We start from the raw sequence: 16,943 nt of genomic DNA, 5'->3' as shown, positions 1-16,943 counted from the left end.
GCCAAAACCGGACGTCGCGAACCTCTGTGGCCTGCACGGTCGCCGCCAACAAAAGTAAACCGCACAATACTGCCCTGCTAATCCGTTTCATATTCGCTCAACTGCGCCAAAATTCTCTGTCCACGTACGGTCTCGCTTCGCGCGGCAATAATACGACCTGCTCCCTGCGCCTCAATGCTAACCATTATGTCAGCAGATGGCAAAAAGCCATGGCCGCGCTGGGGCCATTCGATTAAACACACCGCATCATCATTAAAGTAATCGCGAATACCCATATACTCCAACTCCTCAGGATCGCCGAGACGATATAGATCGAAGTGATACACACTGACCGTCTTAAGCTGCGGCGGTTCCGTTGCCCAAACTAAGTCTTCATACGCCTCTACTAGCGTATAGGTTGGACTTTTCACCGGGCCAGCATAGCTAAACGCCCGCAGCACCCCGCGACAAAATGTGGTTTTACCCGCGCCTAATTGGCCATCCAAATACACCACAGCACCGCCGCGCATGGCCTTACCCAAAGACTCTCCCGCCGCCACCGTAGCGGCCTCACCGTCAAGATACCGCTGCATACCCGTTGATCACACCTCGTAAATTGTCGACAACATCGCCAGCCAACATGCCTCTCTCGCCCTGTCTAGCCGCGCAATCTGCAGCGGCAGCGTGAACCGCAGCCGCCAAACACGTTGCCGCAGTGGGCGCATGTCCCTGCGCAATAAACGCAGCTATGACGCCAGAGAGTACGTCGCCCATACCGCCCGTCGCCATTCCGGGATTACCACCGCTATTTAAATACAGCGGCGAGGTCCTGCCTGCATCTGCGATGAGGGTTCCCGCGCCTTTGAGCAGCACTGTCGCCTGATATTTATCCCGCAAGGCCATCACGCTCGCAAAGCGATCACTTTGCACTGCGGCCGTGCTACACGCCAACAGTCTCGCCGCTTCACCTGGATGCGGCGTGAGTATACGTGGCCCGCTGTGAGAATGCAGGAGTTCAGGGCTCTGGGCCAATAAATTAAGTGCGTCCGCGTCTACCACTAGTGGTTTATTAGAGCGCAACACCGCCTTTAAAAGCGATTGCCCCCACTGCCCTTGACCAAGTCCAGGACCAATTACAATGACACTGGCCTTTTCGATCAATGAGCCCAAGATATCGCTGCTCGCCAATTGCTCGAGACTTATTCCATGCACCATCAATTCCGGCCTAGCAGCAACAAAAATGCCACTGTGCTCCGGTTGCGTGACGCACGACACCAAACCCGCGCCACTGCGAGCAGCGGCGGTTGACGCTAGCAAATTTGCACCCGCCATGCCTAAATCACCACCGACAACTAACACATGACCAAACATGCCTTTGTGAGCGTTGCGAGGCCGCGCGCGCCACTGCGCCAACATTGAAGCACCATTCAAATGCAGGGTTATTTTAGCTCTGCTGGCATGAAGTTGCTGGTAAATCCCTCTGGGCACCGCCAAGCCATCAAACACTTTGCAGCCAGCGCAATCACTTCCCGCTAAAGTATATAAACCGCGCTTTCGACCAATAAAGCTAATGGTCGCTGAAGCGTGAACGGCGGCACCCAACTGACTACCAGTATCACTGCACAGGCCAGAGGGTACGTCTATTGCCAACACTGGCGCACCACTCGCATTAATAACCGAGATTGCCAGTGTATATTTTTCGCGAACCACGCCGCTCAATCCCGTACCGAGCAGCGCATCGACAATGACACTGTTTAAATCCGGCTCCTCACCTTGCCAAGACTTTATTTCCACCCCCGCGTCCAAAGCCTGCTGCATTGCCAGTGCGGCGTCTCCATGCAATAACTCGGGATCCGCTAAAGCCCATACCCGCACCGGCAAACCATCCGCCTTGGCCAGTGCCGCAATAATGTAACCATCGCCGCCGTTATTGCCGCCACCACAAAACACCTCGATGGGGGAGTGGTCGGGCCAGCGCTGCTGCACTTGTCTAAATGCCGCCAAGCCAGCTCTACTCATCAGCTCTATCCCAGGTATACCGATAGCAATGGCGAGTCTATCCAGCTCACGCACCTGCGCGGCGGTATAGAGTATTTCCGGATCGATAGTTTCTTGCTGTGACATACAGATGTTTCCCGAATGTGTAAAATGCGAAAGCATTTAATAAAGATACAGTCTCTCCACCATCATAGCGCGCGGGCAAAAACAGGCAATCCGATGACAGCGAATACCGATTACGCAGCGCTGGCCGAACAAGTAAAAGCGTGGGGTCAGGAACTAGGCTTCGCCCATATTGGTATTAGCCCCGCAAGTAATGCCGCCCACGCCGAACATCTTCACAACTGGCTAGCAAAAGAATACCACGGCGAAATGAGTTATATGGCAGAACGCGAAGGACTGCGCGCCGCACCCGATGAATTACTGCCGGGCACCATTCGCGTCATCAGCGCTCGCCTAGATTATTTACCGGACGGCGAAAGCTGTGACACTATTCTTAGCGACCCTAATAAAGCCTATATTTCCAGATACGCACTGGGTCGGGATTACCACAAATTAATTCGTAAACGCCTAGGCCAATTGGCCGCAAAAATCAGCGCCGTCGCCGGCGGCAGCCACCGCGCCTTTGTAGACAGCGCACCGGTGTTAGAGCGCGGCTTTGCCGAGCAGGCCGGACTTGGCTGGATAGGCAAAAACAGTATGCTCATCAATAGCAAAGCCGGCTCGTGGTTTTTCTTGGGCGAAATTTACACCGACATACCTCTGCCGACAGATCCCCCACAAGAAGTCGGTCATTGCGGCAGCTGCCGCGCCTGCCTTGATGACTGCCCTACCGGCGCTATTGTCGCACCCTATCAAGTTGACGCCCGGCGATGTATTTCTTATTTAACGATCGAATTGAAAGACAGCATCCCCGAAGACTTGCGCCCCCTAATGGGGAACCGCGTATTTGGCTGCGACGACTGCCAATTAGTCTGCCCCTGGAATAAATTTGCGCAGCCCTCAAAAGAAACCGATTTTTCACCGCGCCATCAGCTTGATAATAGCGAACTGCTCACCTTATTTTCATGGACCGAACAAGAGTTTCTAGACAATACCGCAGGCTCCGCTATTCGCCGCATTGGCTATCAGCGCTGGCTGCGCAATCTCGCCGTGGGCATAGGTAATGCCCCGCCAAGCAATGCCGCGGTGCTAGCACTAAAATCACAATACCCCGCAGCAGACGAAATGGCCCGGGAACATATTGACTGGGCGTTGACAAAGCAACAAAGCCAAGTCGTATAAGGTCACACTGCAGACGAAAAAAAGCCCCATATAATTCCCTTATACAGGGCTTTTTCTTACTACAAGTTCAGCGATTAAAAAGGCAATGAATAATTCAGCATCACGCTTTCACGCCCTTCGCCTTCATCGCTGTAATTAACATTTAATGCTAAGCGAGACTTATCCAAAGCCACAGACGCACCGATAGTCGCATCCACAAAGGTGTCGTCATCTGCGCTGTAAGTAGGCATCCGATAACTGCTAAACGCCAAGTTAGTATTGGTCACTTCAACAGTTTCATCACCGTCTTCAAGTTCAGATACAGAGAACACTTCCGCGAAGAAGCTAACGCCCTTACTCACCGCCATATTCGCTAACAGGCCCGCTCTAATCTGACGACTTTGGCGGCTCTGCTCACCCCACTGGTAATTAGATACTGCCCCGCCGGACTCAGTGTAGCCATCAACTTTGCCGCTCAATAAACGGGCACCCAGTGCTGGAGCCACGCTCAACGTTTTCGATGACGTCAGTTGATAAGCCACCTGACCATCAAAATGCCAACCGTAGCCATCCGTGCCGCCACTCGCTGTCAGCGCACGATCACCCAAGTTAAAGCGACGATCCACATCACCATAGTCAATAACGCTTAAACCCACGCTACCTTCCGCCAACCACTGACCCTCGCGATAATTCGCCAAACCGCTCAAACCCACACTGGTCGCTGAAAAGTCAGCACCGTCGGTGTCAGTCTCATGTTTTGCCATATTAAGTGCAGCCCCAACACTCATGGCTGGCGACACGACATTACTTATACCAAGTGTGAGATGGGTGGTTTGATGATCACCACCGCTGGGAGTATCTTCATTAGCGCCGCTGGAATTAATGAAGATACGACTGGTGTTTTGATACCAGCGATTCTCGCGCATAGTTTGCGTCAGGCTATCGTGCTGAGTGCGCGCAATGCCTAATGCAATACCAGAAAGCTGGCCAACGAGCTGCGGTGCAACCACAATATCAATCAGATAATCGCCAGTAATTTCGCCAACCTTAGCGGTAGGATGAACACCGTCATTAAATAACAACTTATCCGGGTCTGCAGTAGCGGCGCTAATACCGAAGACCGGATGCTCTGCACAGCCCCCGCCGCTAGCATCGAAACACATATACCGTTGATCTAAATTCGCCAGCGGCCCAAAAGCCGCGTTCGTGCCGTTAGCAAAGCCATAGGCTTCGGCATTGGCAGAGATGTAATTAATAACACCGGCTAAATCTACTGGAATAATATTGGCTTGACTAAAATTCGCAAAGGTCATTAAGGCCTGATTATAGCCGGCAGCACCCGCAGACGAGGTGGCAGCTGAACCCGGCGCCCCCAATTCTTGAGCCTGAACAGCAGCTGTCTTGCCTAGATCAGGCAAATTGCTGAGCATAATATATTGACCACCGGCGGCACTAATGGCAGCAACCCCAGCGATCAATGTTTGTGCCGAGTTAGCGATAGTCGCCGCATCGAACGCGGTACCTTTGAGAAAATCATTACCGCCGCCGTCGATCAAAATCAGGGTCTTGGAATTGAAGCTACTATTGTCGGTCAGATAAGCAGGCCTTGCCACCGGCCCGCCTGCAGGCAAAGCCAAGCCGGTGCCATTGATCGAATTTAAAATATCTGCCGTTTCATAGCCGCCCACAGCGTAGTTTGTGCCGCCAGCGCCACCTGCAGCCGGATCGGTAGGTAATCCCAAGGCCATACCCAAATATTGGGGCGCAATATTTGCGAAGGGCCCCACACTAAAATCACCGTTGCCGTCGCCAAGCCGGTTAGTAAATCGTAGTCCAAGATTTCCGCTATCTAACAAACTGTCACCAAAAATGACCAGCTCGTCAAAATAACTTTGCGCGGACAAAGGGGAACATATTAATGAAGCCACACACAGTGCGGTTAGTTTTCTCATAGCATCTCACCTGCTTATTATTGCCTTAGTTCGTCGTCAATCCGACTTTGATTACGCTATTCTGGGTAAGTAGCTCAACCAAGCTCTGCCAGATTTTCGTCGACAACATAGTGTGCTACAAGACCCGTTTTATAGCCGAACAACAATACGAGTAAATACTGATAGCTGCTTAAACATAGAAGACAAATTACACTTACGCAAAAGCGGGCAATAATTTAGAGGGCAAATAATAGCGAGATGGCTCGCACCGCCGTTTCAGGCGATCACGAGCAACTTTGAAGAGAGAATTACGATAAGCGAAGAAAATGCTCGCGGTAATAGCTAAGCTCAGCAATCGAATCATAAATATCATCTAGCGCAAGATGCGTTGCCGACTTTTTCAAGCCAGCGCTCAAATCCGGACGCCAGCGTCTAGCTAACTCTTTAACGCTACTTACATCCAAATTGCGGTAGTGAAAATACGCTTCTAGCGCCGGCATTTCACGAGCCATAAAACGGCGATCCTGGCAAATACTATTACCGCACATGGGCGACGCGCCCTTCTCAACCTGATTATCTAAGAATGCCAGGGTGAGACGTTCCGCTTCTTGCGCAGTAATGCAGGTGTCTTGCACACGCTTGGTCAGGCCGGACTGACCGTGTTGGCGGGTATTCCACTCATCCATCTCGGCCAAGACCTCGTCCGGTTGATGAATCGCCAATACCGGCCCCTCGGCAATCACATTCAAATTAGCGTCAGTCACCACAGTCGCAATTTCAATAATGTGGTCATTTAAAGTATCCAGACCGGTCATTTCCAGATCGATCCAAATTAAGTTCTGTGCTTTATCCATAAGACCGCCTCCAACGCGACATTTAATAGCTATTGCAGCATTCGGCTACATACTCTTGCGAATAACAGCGAGCGCGACTTACATCCACAATGACGCAAAGTGTCGATTGTAGCAGCACATAGGGTAAGATGATGCTTCCTAAGCGAATGATCCTTCATGACAAAACGTAAAATCAGTCGACAGCAGCGCTGGCGCATCGAAAAAGTCCAAGCCGAACGCAATGAACGTGCCACCAAGCGCGACTCTAAGCTAGACCAAGCGCTGACTGAAGGCGAACTTGGTTCAGAGCAAAATGGGCTTATTGTCAGCCATTTTGGCCAACAAGTTGAAGTTGAAGCAGAAACGGGGTTTCGACAGCGCTGTCACGTCCGTGCGCACATTGACGGCCTAGTGACCGGCGACAGCGTAACGTGGCGAGAAGGAAAGCCTACAGGTGTTGTCGTTGCCTGCAATACTCGCAATTCTTTGCTGTCTCGCCCAGATAATCACGGCAAATTAAAGCCTGTAGCCGCTAATATCGATCATATCGTGATCGTAATCGCCCCTGAACCCCGCGCCCACGCCAATCTCATCGACCGCTATTTAGTAGCCGCCGAAGCCATCGATATTCGGCCTATTCTACTGCTCAACAAATCGGACTTGATTAACGATGACAACCGCGAATATTTAGACAATATGCTCGCCCGCTATCAGGCTATTGGCTATGAGGTCACCCGCGCGTCGACCGAAACCGATCGCGGCCTAGATGAACTAAAACAAACGTTGCGCGGCCACATCAGCGTATTTGTTGGTCAATCTGGGGTCGGCAAATCATCGCTAGTCAACAGCCTACTCCCCGGCACCGACACTCGGATAGGCGCGCTGTCTGAAAGTACCGCTAAGGGTAAACATACCACAACGACTGCCCGCCTTTTTCACTTCCCAGACGGTGGCAGTCTAATAGACTCACCGGGCATCCGTGAATTTGCGCTTTGGAACATGGATAGGGAAAAAGTGCTAGCCGGATTTATTGAGTTCCGAGCTTTTCTAGGAATGTGCCGATTCCGCGACTGCAAGCATGAACGCGAGCCTCGCTGCGCCCTATTAGAAGCCGAAGCCGAGCACAAAATCAGCCCAGAGCGTATGACCAGCTATCGACAAATCATTCAAAGCCTTACCGGCGAGTGATGTTTATCGTAATATATCATGCACTGCACTTAACAAAATGCCTCGCCGCAATGACTTTAAACTAGTGCTAGAAATACCAAAAATTGACAGTATTAATAAGTAAGCACTGCTACCATTCACGGCAACCTTTAGAACAGGTTATTTATTATGAAAAACTGGCCACTATTATTAGAAACAACACAACTTGCTGAAATGCTTTACGATCCCAAATTACTAATTTTGGACACCAGCAGCGCAGCCAATTACGCAAAGCATCATATTCCAGGTGCGGTGCATATCGCACCGTCGGAGCTACAAAGCGGGATAAAACCCGCAGTCGGAAAATTACCCAGCATAGAGGCCCTCAATAGCCTATTTGCAAAAGTAGGACTGACACCAGACACCCATGTTATTGCCTATGACGACGAAGGCGGCGGCTGGGCAGGCCGCCTAATTTGGACGCTGGATGTCATCGGCCACCGCAATTATTCCTACCTCAACGGTGGATTACACGCTTGGCTGGACGAGGGTCACCCTAGTGAAAAAGTAGCGAATCACCCAGCGCCCACAAAGCAAGATATTAGCATTGATAGCCTAGTAATCGCCGAGATCGAAGACTTCATTAGCATGCTCGACAATAGCCAGCTGGCAATTTGGGATGCGCGCTCAGCGGAAGAATACCGCGGCGAAAAAGTGCTGGCACAGCGGGGCGGCCATATTCCTGGGGCGATAAATCTTGATTGGCTGGAACTCATCGATCGCAACAATCACATGCGTTTAAAAGATTTAAGTAGCCTGCAAGCAAAACTCAACGAGCTCGGCATCACCGCTGATAAAATGATCATAACGCACTGCCAAACTCACCACAGGTCTGGCCTGAGCTACTTATTAATGAAGATTCTCGGCTATCCACATATAAAGGGCTATCACGGCTCTTGGGGCGAATGGGGAAACAGTGACACCAACCCCGTTGAGATAGGTGATCATCCCCAATCTAGCGCCCAAAAACCCTGATAACGACCAAAAGGAATGTTCGTGAAGATTGCGTTTATTATTTTTCAATATCTAATACCCCAACATCTGTTGTCGAGACTCGTCGGCAAGCTCGCGGAAACTAAAATCCCCTGGCTAAAAGATCTATTAATCAGCCGTTTCATCAAACAGTACCAAGTTGATATGAGCGAAGCGGCCGACCCAGAGCCACGTAACTACGCGAACTTCAATGCCTTCTTTACCCGCGCATTAAACGATGGCGCAAGACCTATTTGCGAAGCCGACAACACCATTGCCTGCCCGGCAGATGGCGCCATCAGTCAAATTGGCAGCATCACTGGCGGTAGAATTTTTCAAGCCAAGGGGCAAGACTACAGCCTGCTAAGCCTGCTAGGTGGTGACCGTGAGGCAGCTGCGCTTTTTGACAATGGCAGCTTTGCCACGGTGTATCTGTCACCCCGCGACTACCACCGCGTGCACATGCCAATAGCCGGCACATTGCGCACCATGAGCTACATTCCCGGAGTATTGTTTTCGGTAAACGCCGCCACCGCTGAAAATGTGCAGGGCTTATTTGCCAGAAATGAGCGCGCAGTGTGTTTATTTGACACCGAAGCGGGCCCCATGGCCGTCATCTTGGTGGGCGCCATGATTGTCGCCGGCATTGAAACCGTTTGGGATGGTCAGGTCGCGCCACCACCGAAGGGCATTAGAACAACCGACTACCGCCAGGGCGCGCGCAATATTCATTTACAAAAAGGGGAGGAAATGGGCCGTTTCAAACTCGGTTCAACTGCCATCGTGCTGTTTGCAAAAGGGCGTACGGAGTGGCAGGAAAGCTTTGTGGCAAACACGCCAACCCAACTTGGCGAGGTATTAGGCCGTATTAACAGCAGCGCCGAGTAAGTCATATTCTGCGACGTGGCCGGCTAACACGCGGTCACGCCCGCTCCAAGGGAAATGCAATAACCTCATCGATTCGCTCTGCCTTACACGCCAACATCACTAGTCGATCAAAGCCCATTGCGACCCCAACGCATTCGGGCAGCGTGGTCATTGCTTTCAACAAATGCCGATCAATTGGCGGCAATACCTGATTATTGTCGGCGCGGCGGCGATGATCATCACTGATACGCCGGACCAGCTCTCTCGCGTCACCCAATTCATCATAGCCATTCGCCAGCTCCATGCCGCCATAAAATGCTTCAAAGCGCGCGGCGAGCGGAGCCTCCCCAATATTAATGCGGGTTTTGGCCAAGGCGGCCTGCGAGGCGGGAAAGTCGTAGACAAAATTGAGGACACTGCCATCAAGGGCCGGCTCGACGACCGAAGACATCAGCAGTTGCAGCCAAACATCGCGGTCTTCGGTGTCAAAACTAAGGTCTAAATGATTGCGCGTGCATGCTTTTAATTCTGCAAGCGACGCGACATGGGGATTCACACCACAATGTTGCTCAAAAACTTGCTGGTAACTAGTGTGCTTGGACTCAACCGTACCCATCGCCAAGCTCACAACGGCAGCGACTTCATCCATCAATTCTGGCAATGACAGCCCGGGACGATACCACTCGAGCATAGTGAACTCGGGGTTGTGTCGCCGTCCTCGCTCCCCGCGCCGAAAGGCCTTACAAATTTGATAAATAGAACCACTACCCGCTGCCAGCAAACGTTTCATGGCAAATTCGGGAGAGGTCTGCAAATACATGGTGGCATCACCATCAGGGGCGATGGTGTTAATGGCTTCTATATTGGGGTCAGTGACTGGCGCCGAGGCCAGCAAGGGCGTCTCTACCTCTAAAACACCACAGCCCGCAAAAAAGGCACGTACTGCAGCAAGTAACTGCGCTCGGCGGCGTAAAGCCGAAATATCAGCCGTCGGCCGCCAGTCAGACATTTAGATCTTTACTCGGTTCTGATATTCACCAGTGCGGGTATCGACTTTAATGACGTCGCCAATACTCAAAAACAAGGGCACTTTGACCACCGCACCCGTGCTCAGATAAGCGGGTTTAGTGCCGCCTTGAGCGGTATCACCCTTAACGCCGGGGTCAGTATCCGCAATCTCTAGCTCAACAAAATTTGGCGGTGTTACCGACAATGGTGCGTCGTTGTAGAGTGTCACGGTGCATACATCTTGCTCTTTCAGCCAGTTGGACGCATCGCCGACCGCCTTGAGATCCGCTTGATACTGCTCAAACGATTCAGGTTCCATAAAATGGTAAAACTCACCATCATTATATAAATATTCCATATTCTGATCGATGACATCCGCGCCTTCTAGCGACTCACCTGACTTAAAAGTACGCTCCCAAACCCGACCTGAGTTAAGATTACGTAAGCGAACGCGGTTGAAGGCCTGACCTTTACCCGGTTTAACAAACTCATTATCTAAAATAGAACAAGGCTCGCCGTCGAGCATCACCTTTAGTCCGTTGCGAAACTCATTGGTAGAATAATTAGCCATGATTCTCCTCAGCGACGGTGTAAAACCGTAATTTAAAAAGGCAGCAATGATACCCCTAAAAGATACATTTTGGCAGACCGAAAGCTGGCAGCAGCAAATGAGCGGTATGATCCGCGATCCAGAGCAGTTATTGCAGCGACTGCGACTAAACCCCGAGGAACATCCGGATATAGCAGCGGCAATGCAACAATTCCCACTTCGGGTGCCGGAAGCCTTTGTTGCTAAAATGAAGATCGGAGACTGGCATGATCCGTTACTAATGCAGGTTTTACCGCTAGCAAAAGAAACTCAGGAGCAGGTCGGCTACGTTAATGATCCGCTCGAAGAAATCGATGCCAACCCGGTGCCAGGCTTAATTCACAAATATCACGGCCGTGTTTTACTAATCGCCAATCCATCCTGCGCCGTTCACTGTCGCTATTGTTTTCGTCGCAACTTTCCCTACGACAGCAATAATCCCAGTCAACGGGACTGGCAAAAGACCCTAGACTACATTGCAGATCGCCCAGATATCAGCGAAGTCATCCTCAGTGGCGGCGACCCGCTATCGGCACCCGATGAGTACTTGCAAAAGCTGATAAATAAAATCGCCCTCATTCCGCATGTCACCACCCTACGAATCCATACGCGCCTACCTTTAGTCTTACCGGCTAGAATAACGCCAGCGTTAATTAGGGTCCTCAGTGAAAATCGCCTCCGCATTGTGATGGTAATTCACTGCAATCACGCCAACGAAATTGATAGTCACACCGAAGTTGCCCTGAACACATTGCACAAAGCGGGGTTTATGCTCTTAAATCAAAGCGTATTACTTAAAGAAATTAATGATAGCGCAGATACTTTAGTAAAGCTGAGCCAGCGCTTATTCGAGGTTAACGTCATGCCGTATTATCTGCACTTGCTAGACAAAGTAAGAGGCGCTGCGCATTTTGATGTTAATGAAGTGGAAGCACAGGCCCTAATGAACGCTATACTAGCTAGATTACCGGGCTATTTGGTGCCGCGATTGGTCGTAGAAGAGCCTAGCGCAAGCAGTAAACGACCACTTGCACTATCGTGAATTAACGAGTAAAAACATAGGCTTAAAATGCAAATTATATGCAATTCTACATCAAGACTGTCATAAACTAGATTTTATGAAAAATAACTCCAGTCTTGCTATCTCAACGCCAGAAATAACCCGCGACTCACACAGTCAGTTCGCGCTAACGGCAAACGCCGTCAATTCCTGGCTGGGTAGCCTGCCGCTTGCAAACTTGGGCGAATCTACCCGCCTACTGTTTCAAGCGCTGTCGGAATTAAGTCATACCGCCTGCAAACCTAAGGACCGTTATGAGATCCTGGAAATAATCCGACCCCAGGCTCATAACATCATAAAGGGGTTATCACCCCACTACTTGAACAAACCTGTAGTGCTGCCAGAAAAAACTCAAAAGATTGTACTGCTGGCCAACACCTTAAATACCCAGCTTGCCACCGGTTACTGTCAAGTATTCCAAGGTTTGGAGGGTAAGAAGGGGTTGCTGCGTTCTAAAGATGCTATGGCAACATGCTTACATCGCGCTCTTACCGAGCACAGCCGAATACTCATGCGCACTTATCAACTTTATCGCTCTACACATCCGGGATTCTGGCTAAACGCGCATAAAATTTATCGATGCGCGCAGACACTCAAAATACGAAAACCAAAGGTCACTGATAATGTTTACGGTGACGGCACCTTACAACAAGCTTATTTACGATTATTAATGCTGAGCTGCAGTAAAACTCATCAACTCCCGCAGCGTCACATCGAAGACGTATTTAGTGAACTGAACAACTGGTCTGCTTTCGTTGGACTTCGCACTGACAAGCTGGAAAGCTGCGTATTTTTATTCAACCCAATAGAAGATGCTGCTCCAGCGTACCGCGAGCTAATAGAGCGAGCACCATCTTTAGGCTGGCTGGGCATTGATACTAAACCGCTATTTTCTCAGCCTGGTGGCCTAGCCGCGATTGTATCGTCTCGCAGATCAGCTAGCGCCGTCACCCAGAGTAAAACAATTCTCGACCACCTAAGTATTTCATGGCGTTCCGCGATCTCCCGTGCAGCCGAACGCATACCTTGCAATGAGCCGGTACTCCTTGCCGTTGGCATCAATACGACTCACTTTCACCTTGCCAACCAGCAGGATTTTAGTCTTTTCCAGTTTGAGAGCGACAAATCGGCCCAATTTCAAGAGCAAAGTAATGGCAAAGATGATGTATGGAGCCAAGCCGGCAATAAAGACACCCGCATCCGCGGCGGTGGCGCGACCGAGCAAATTAACTACAGGTCGTCGAAAGACTCCGTAGAGACCATTAGCTATAGCTTACCGCAGAACAATCCGACACCAGTAACACCGAGCAGTAAATACGAATATTTGCGCTCACGGATACTAGACAACAGCAGCTCGGGCTGCAGAATTGAATGGCCAGAAGACACTAAGTTGCGTGTTCGTACCGGCGAGCTAGTCGGCTTAAAAACGGATGATTACGACAACTGGCGAGTGGGCATTGTGCGTTGGCTGCGCAGCGATGACAGCCACCAGATAGGCATCGAAGCCCTGTCCTCTGCAGCCACCCCCTATAGCGCACGATTGGTACAATCAGGCCTATCAGTTAATGAATATCAGCGCGCCATGTTATTGTTTGGCGGCCAAATAGCGCAAGGACCAATGCTACTGCTCGCCGGCGTTGTTGGTATCTCAGAAGGTCACACCGTTGAACTCTTTCGCCCAGGGCACTCAATGCGTATAAAATTAGGTAAGATCGTCGAGCAATCAAATGCCTTTAAGCTTTTTCACTTTACAGACACTGCCTCCAATCCAATTGAAATTGCTGTGCCGGAAGAAGATGAACCTAACAAAAATGACTTCAATCAGCTCTGGGATATTTTGTAAGCATCAGCTAAATATCGCATCGTTTTTAAAATCAAAACCGTTACCACAATCGGGCTATTATGAGCAGCAGTAGTACTGTCATTAACATCCTCCTATTTTGCTTTGCAGACAGCGATGCAGAGCAGCTGGCAACGCACTGCCGCCGCGGTGGACGCATTGCCCACACCCAAGGCATCGATACCGGTGAAAAACTAGCCGTCGCCATTTGTGCCAAGAACTGGGACGTCCTTATTTTCGATGCCGAGCAAGCACAGCTAGATATTCAACGCTGCTGCCACATACTGCGCAAATACCAAAAAGATATTCCGGTAATTTACATGGGCGAAGGCGATGCTCTGCGCCCACCCGACCCCTGTGTCGTGGATATTATTAATAAATACAATATGGCACAGGTCGTAAACGCCGCATTTAAGGCGCAATCAGCCCTACAATTGCGCTGCCAATTGGCAGCAAGCCAAATTGCGGTGACGGAAGCGGAGGAGCGCAACAAGCTACTATTGCATGATCACCAAGACCCGATTGTCTACATTACTGACGGTATGGTCATTTACGCCAACGCCCCGTTTTGCAAGCACATGGGCCACGATGATCTCGATGGCTTCCCCATCGTAGATTTGATCACCAATAAGGATCAAGAACGCTTTAAGAGCGTGCTCAAGAAACAACAGCAGAATAACCAGCAACAGCAGGTGGAGATCAGTTTTTCCCTCGCCAATAAGACCGAGCTCAAAACCCGTATACTATGCGATAGCGCCCACTACCAAGGTGAAGATTGCATCCAGATTGCAATCCAAAAAACCACCGAAGATAGCGTCATCAATGGCGTAGACCACACCACCCGAATGAGCAGCAAACACCAGTTTCTGGCACTGCTCCAAGAATTTTTGGAACAGGAACGCAATAGCAATTCTTCCCTAGTTTTGATTTCAATCGACCACTTCAGCAAATTGCGCCACAGCACCAGTCTCAATGATGTTGAATACCTAGTTGAAGCACTAAGTAATCTGGTTCGAAGAGATATGCCCGCACAGCATTACGGTCGCGTCGCCGACGATATGATCGCCGCCATTGCACATCACGTCGCCAGCGATACTGCGCTTGAAAGGGCGCTTGAACTAAGTAAAACGATTGAATCTGAAATTTTTGAAGTCCGTAAGCAGTCGCTGCAATGCACAGCCAGCATTGCCATTTTACCTATCAATCATCTCACTCCACCGAAAGCTACACTGCTGCTAGACACTGTCTTTGATGGCGCCGAAAAGGTCTACCACGCGGGTGGCAACAATGCCGAGATTTGCCGCCGCGAGCGTCAACAGCTCAAGAGCAATGCAACAATCGATGAAGTTATTGCCGAATCGATGGCCAATAAGCGATTGAGCTTGCTGTTCCAACCCTTAATCAATCTCGGCGCGTCCAGCGGAGACCACTACGAAGCGAATCTCCATATTAAAGATTGGGTAGCAGGTGAAATTACGGCGGGCGAAATGCTGCGAGCTATTGAGCGCGAACCAGAAAACACTCAACTCGACCACTGGATTGTGGTTGAAGCCACCAAGCAATTAGCGAAGGAAAGGCTTGCAGGCCAAGACATCAAACTCATTATCAATCTTAGCGGCAATGTATTTCACGACCGGGAATTTTGCGCCTGGCTGAGCGTCGCATTCAAAGCGGCCGGACTACCGCCGTCATCAGTTATTTTTCAGTTTAACGAAGAAAGCATCGCCGACGCCCTAAAGCAGGCCCTAGACTTTACAACCCAATTACAAAAGCTAGGCGCTTCGCTCGCGGTGAGAAATTTTGGCCGCGCCAAGCAGGGCAATAAATTCTTAAGCCAAATTCATCCCGCGCTAGTAAAACCGGGCTTCCGCCCCACCGACATGCCCACTGACCAGCAAATTCGGGATATGGTTCAACATGCCCGGCTGCTCAATAGTCAAATCCTTATCCCCAATGTAGGCAGCGCGGCAACACTGGCCATGCTGTGGCAGCTGGGACCGGATTTTATTCAAGGCAGCTATGTGAATGAACCCATGCCTATCATGAACTACGAATTTGCCGCTTTCGGCTGAAGCCCTAGCCATTCGAGCGAATGACAGCGCAAAGGGCTCGACTACTTTCCAGTTAAACGATCACTAATTCCCAGCAAGTAGAGAATACCGTCTAGGCCAAGCGTAGAAATTGACTGCTTGGCATTTTCACGGACTATAGGCTTAGCCCTGAACGCAATCCCCAGACCAGCTATACTGAGCATAGGTAAGTCATTGGCGCCATCGCCAACCGCAATAACCTGTTCCAAGCTCAAACCCTCACGCTCGGCAATCTCCCGCAACAACTCAGCCTTGCGTTTACCATCCACCACAATGCCCTCAACCTCGCCCGTAACTCGGCCATCGCGAATAATTAGCTCGTTGGCGTATACATAGTCGATACCCAATTTGCGCTGCAAATAATGGCCAAAATAGGTGAAACCACCCGATAGAATCGCGGTTTTATAACCAAGCTGCTTAAGGGTCGACACTAAATTCTCAGCACCCTCGGTAATCGGCAAGCTCTCGGCAATCCCCGCCAACACCGACTCATCTAAGCCTTTTAACAAGGCCACCCGCGCCTTAAAGCTCTCGGTAAAATCGATTTCACCGCGCATTGCACGCTCGGTGATTTCTGCCACCTGCTCGCCCACGCCAGCGGCAATCGCTAGCTCATCAATGACTTCGGCCTCAATTAAGGTTGAGTCCATATCAAAGGCGACCAAGCGACGTGTACGACGGAACATATTGTCTTCTTGATAGGCAATATCAATATCCATCTCACTAGCCAAATGCAAAAGCTCGCGGCGGAAATCGGTGGCATCGGGTAAATTCCCGCGCACCGACAACTCCACCGAGGCTTTAGATTGCTGCTCAACACCCTCCAGCGGCACCCGCCCCGACAAACGGTCAATACGGTCAATATTGAGCGCGTAGCGAGATACCACGTCGGTGACCCCGGCAATATGTCTTGCCGTAATTTTACGTGCCAGCAAAGTAACAATATGACGCTGCTTACCCTGACCCGACACCCACTGGTTATAACTTTCCGGCGTGACCGGCAAAAACCGCACCTGCATACCCATTTCATGGGTGCGAAATAAAATATCTTTTAAAATACTGGCTGCTTCAGCGCCCGCTGGCACCTCTACCAACAAACCCAAAGAAAGATTGTCGTGAATCACCGCTTGGCCAATATCTAAGATATTCACCTGATGATCCGCCAAAATACTGGTGATTGTGCTTGTTACCCCAGGCCGATCATCGCCCGCTATATTGATCAATATGATTTCGTTCACACCACCCCCTACAGCAATCGGCGTATTGTAACGGTAGACGTGACTCCACCCAAGCACCACAACCTTGAT

At 50.4% G+C, this 16,943-nt stretch carries 14 protein-coding genes; 7 read left to right on the top strand and 7 right to left on the bottom strand.

Features of this window, described 5'->3' with window-relative positions; genetic code table 11:
• Nucleotides 1–77: 77 nt before the first annotated feature.
• Both tsaE and ACI955_RS15670 read right to left on the bottom strand, forming a co-directional pair.
• Nucleotides 78–572 (bottom strand): tRNA (adenosine(37)-N6)-threonylcarbamoyltransferase complex ATPase subunit type 1 TsaE, encoded by a 495-nt coding sequence (tsaE, locus tag ACI955_RS15675; protein WP_415244682.1) that lies wholly within the window; start codon nt 570–572, stop codon nt 78–80.
• Nucleotides 556–2,103, bottom strand: a complete 1,548-nt coding sequence (locus ACI955_RS15670; protein ID WP_415244681.1) for an NAD(P)H-hydrate dehydratase — start codon at nt 2,101–2,103, stop codon at nt 556–558. Before ACI955_RS15670 ends, tsaE begins: the two co-directional genes overlap by 17 nt.
• A 93-nt stretch (nt 2,104–2,196) precedes the next feature.
• Between ACI955_RS15670 and queG the strand changes: the two genes are divergently transcribed.
• Nucleotides 2,197–3,261: a tRNA epoxyqueuosine(34) reductase QueG gene (gene queG, locus ACI955_RS15665; protein WP_415244680.1), complete on the top strand. Its 1,065-nt coding sequence runs from the start codon at nt 2,197–2,199 to the stop codon at nt 3,259–3,261.
• 74 nt (nt 3,262–3,335) lie between these two features.
• On the opposite strand, the gene ACI955_RS15660 is transcribed toward queG, so the two are convergent.
• Together ACI955_RS15660 and orn are read right to left on the bottom strand one after the other, a co-directional pair.
• A complete protein-coding gene (locus tag ACI955_RS15660; RefSeq protein ID WP_415244679.1) occupies nt 3,336–5,192 on the bottom strand; it encodes an autotransporter domain-containing protein in 1,857 nt (618 codons plus the stop codon).
• A gap of 287 nt (nt 5,193–5,479) precedes the next feature.
• Nucleotides 5,480–6,025 (bottom strand): oligoribonuclease, encoded by a 546-nt coding sequence (orn, locus tag ACI955_RS15655; RefSeq protein WP_415244678.1) that lies wholly within the window; start codon nt 6,023–6,025, stop codon nt 5,480–5,482.
• 156 nt (nt 6,026–6,181) lie between these two features.
• Between orn and rsgA the strand changes: the two genes are divergently transcribed.
• The 3 genes from rsgA to asd all read left to right on the top strand — a co-directional run bounded on the left by rsgA (nt 6,182) and on the right by asd (nt 9,070).
• Nucleotides 6,182–7,192 carry a small ribosomal subunit biogenesis GTPase RsgA gene (rsgA, locus tag ACI955_RS15650; protein WP_415244677.1) on the top strand — a complete coding sequence of 337 codons (1,011 nt, stop codon included), beginning with the start codon at nt 6,182–6,184 and terminating at the stop codon, nt 7,190–7,192.
• A gap of 147 nt (nt 7,193–7,339) precedes the next feature.
• Nucleotides 7,340–8,185, top strand: coding sequence for a sulfurtransferase (locus tag ACI955_RS15645; protein WP_415244676.1), 846 nt, complete (start codon nt 7,340–7,342; stop codon nt 8,183–8,185).
• Nucleotides 8,186–8,206: 21 nt separating this feature from the next.
• Nucleotides 8,207–9,070, top strand: a complete 864-nt coding sequence (gene asd / locus ACI955_RS15640; RefSeq protein ID WP_415244675.1) for an archaetidylserine decarboxylase — start codon at nt 8,207–8,209, stop codon at nt 9,068–9,070.
• A gap of 34 nt (nt 9,071–9,104) precedes the next feature.
• Here asd and epmA read toward each other — a convergent pair whose 3' ends face one another.
• Together epmA and efp are read right to left on the bottom strand one after the other, a co-directional pair.
• Complete coding sequence (gene epmA, locus ACI955_RS15635) at nt 9,105–10,058, bottom strand: EF-P lysine aminoacylase EpmA (protein ID WP_415244674.1); 954 nt, start codon at nt 10,056–10,058, stop codon at nt 9,105–9,107.
• A complete protein-coding gene (efp, locus tag ACI955_RS15630; RefSeq protein ID WP_415244673.1) occupies nt 10,059–10,628 on the bottom strand; it encodes an elongation factor P in 570 nt (189 codons plus the stop codon).
• A 46-nt stretch (nt 10,629–10,674) separates the two neighbouring features.
• On the opposite strand from efp, the gene epmB reads away from it, so the two are divergent.
• From epmB to ACI955_RS15615, 3 genes are all read left to right on the top strand, one after another.
• Complete coding sequence (gene epmB / locus ACI955_RS15625; RefSeq protein WP_415244672.1) at nt 10,675–11,688, top strand: EF-P beta-lysylation protein EpmB; 1,014 nt, start codon at nt 10,675–10,677, stop codon at nt 11,686–11,688.
• A gap of 76 nt (nt 11,689–11,764) precedes the next feature.
• The gene (locus ACI955_RS15620; RefSeq protein WP_415244671.1) at nt 11,765–13,549 is read left to right on the top strand and encodes a hypothetical protein; all 1,785 of its coding nucleotides are present in this window, start codon (nt 11,765–11,767) and stop codon (nt 13,547–13,549) included.
• A 59-nt stretch (nt 13,550–13,608) separates the two neighbouring features.
• Nucleotides 13,609–15,618 (top strand): EAL domain-containing protein, encoded by a 2,010-nt coding sequence (locus ACI955_RS15615; RefSeq protein ID WP_415244670.1) that lies wholly within the window; start codon nt 13,609–13,611, stop codon nt 15,616–15,618.
• 41 nt (nt 15,619–15,659) lie between these two features.
• Here the strand turns inward: ACI955_RS15615 and serB are convergent, their stop codons facing one another.
• Nucleotides 15,660–16,874 carry a phosphoserine phosphatase SerB gene (serB, locus tag ACI955_RS15610; RefSeq protein ID WP_415244669.1) on the bottom strand — a complete coding sequence of 405 codons (1,215 nt, stop codon included), beginning with the start codon at nt 16,872–16,874 and terminating at the stop codon, nt 15,660–15,662.
• Nucleotides 16,875–16,943 lie beyond the last annotated feature (69 nt).

It is taken from the genome of Zhongshania sp., from assembly GCF_047636175.1.
Classification (GTDB): Bacteria; Pseudomonadota; Gammaproteobacteria; order Pseudomonadales; family Spongiibacteraceae; genus Spongiibacter.
This window is presented reverse-complemented; position numbering and strand designations above follow the sequence as displayed.

Bases quoted from the DNA above. Each gene is read 5' to 3' on its own strand.
- tsaE (WP_415244682.1), bottom strand. From the start codon at position 572: ATGCAGCGGTATCTTGACGGTGAGGCCGCTACGGTGGCGGCGGGAGAG.
- ACI955_RS15670 (WP_415244681.1), bottom strand. From the start codon at position 2,103: ATGTCACAGCAAGAAACTATCGATCCGGAAATACTCTATACCGCCGCG.
- queG (WP_415244680.1), top strand. From the start codon at position 2,197: ATGACAGCGAATACCGATTACGCAGCGCTGGCCGAACAAGTAAAAGCG.
- ACI955_RS15660 (WP_415244679.1), bottom strand. From the start codon at position 5,192: ATGAGAAAACTAACCGCACTGTGTGTGGCTTCATTAATATGTTCCCCT.
- orn (WP_415244678.1), bottom strand. From the start codon at position 6,025: ATGGATAAAGCACAGAACTTAATTTGGATCGATCTGGAAATGACCGGT.
- rsgA (WP_415244677.1), top strand. From the start codon at position 6,182: ATGACAAAACGTAAAATCAGTCGACAGCAGCGCTGGCGCATCGAAAAA.
- ACI955_RS15645 (WP_415244676.1), top strand. From the start codon at position 7,340: ATGAAAAACTGGCCACTATTATTAGAAACAACACAACTTGCTGAAATG.
- epmA (WP_415244674.1), bottom strand. From the start codon at position 10,058: ATGTCTGACTGGCGGCCGACGGCTGATATTTCGGCTTTACGCCGCCGA.
- efp (WP_415244673.1), bottom strand. From the start codon at position 10,628: ATGGCTAATTATTCTACCAATGAGTTTCGCAACGGACTAAAGGTGATG.
- epmB (WP_415244672.1), top strand. From the start codon at position 10,675: ATGATACCCCTAAAAGATACATTTTGGCAGACCGAAAGCTGGCAGCAG.
- ACI955_RS15620 (WP_415244671.1), top strand. From the start codon at position 11,765: ATGAAAAATAACTCCAGTCTTGCTATCTCAACGCCAGAAATAACCCGC.
- ACI955_RS15615 (WP_415244670.1), top strand. From the start codon at position 13,609: ATGAGCAGCAGTAGTACTGTCATTAACATCCTCCTATTTTGCTTTGCA.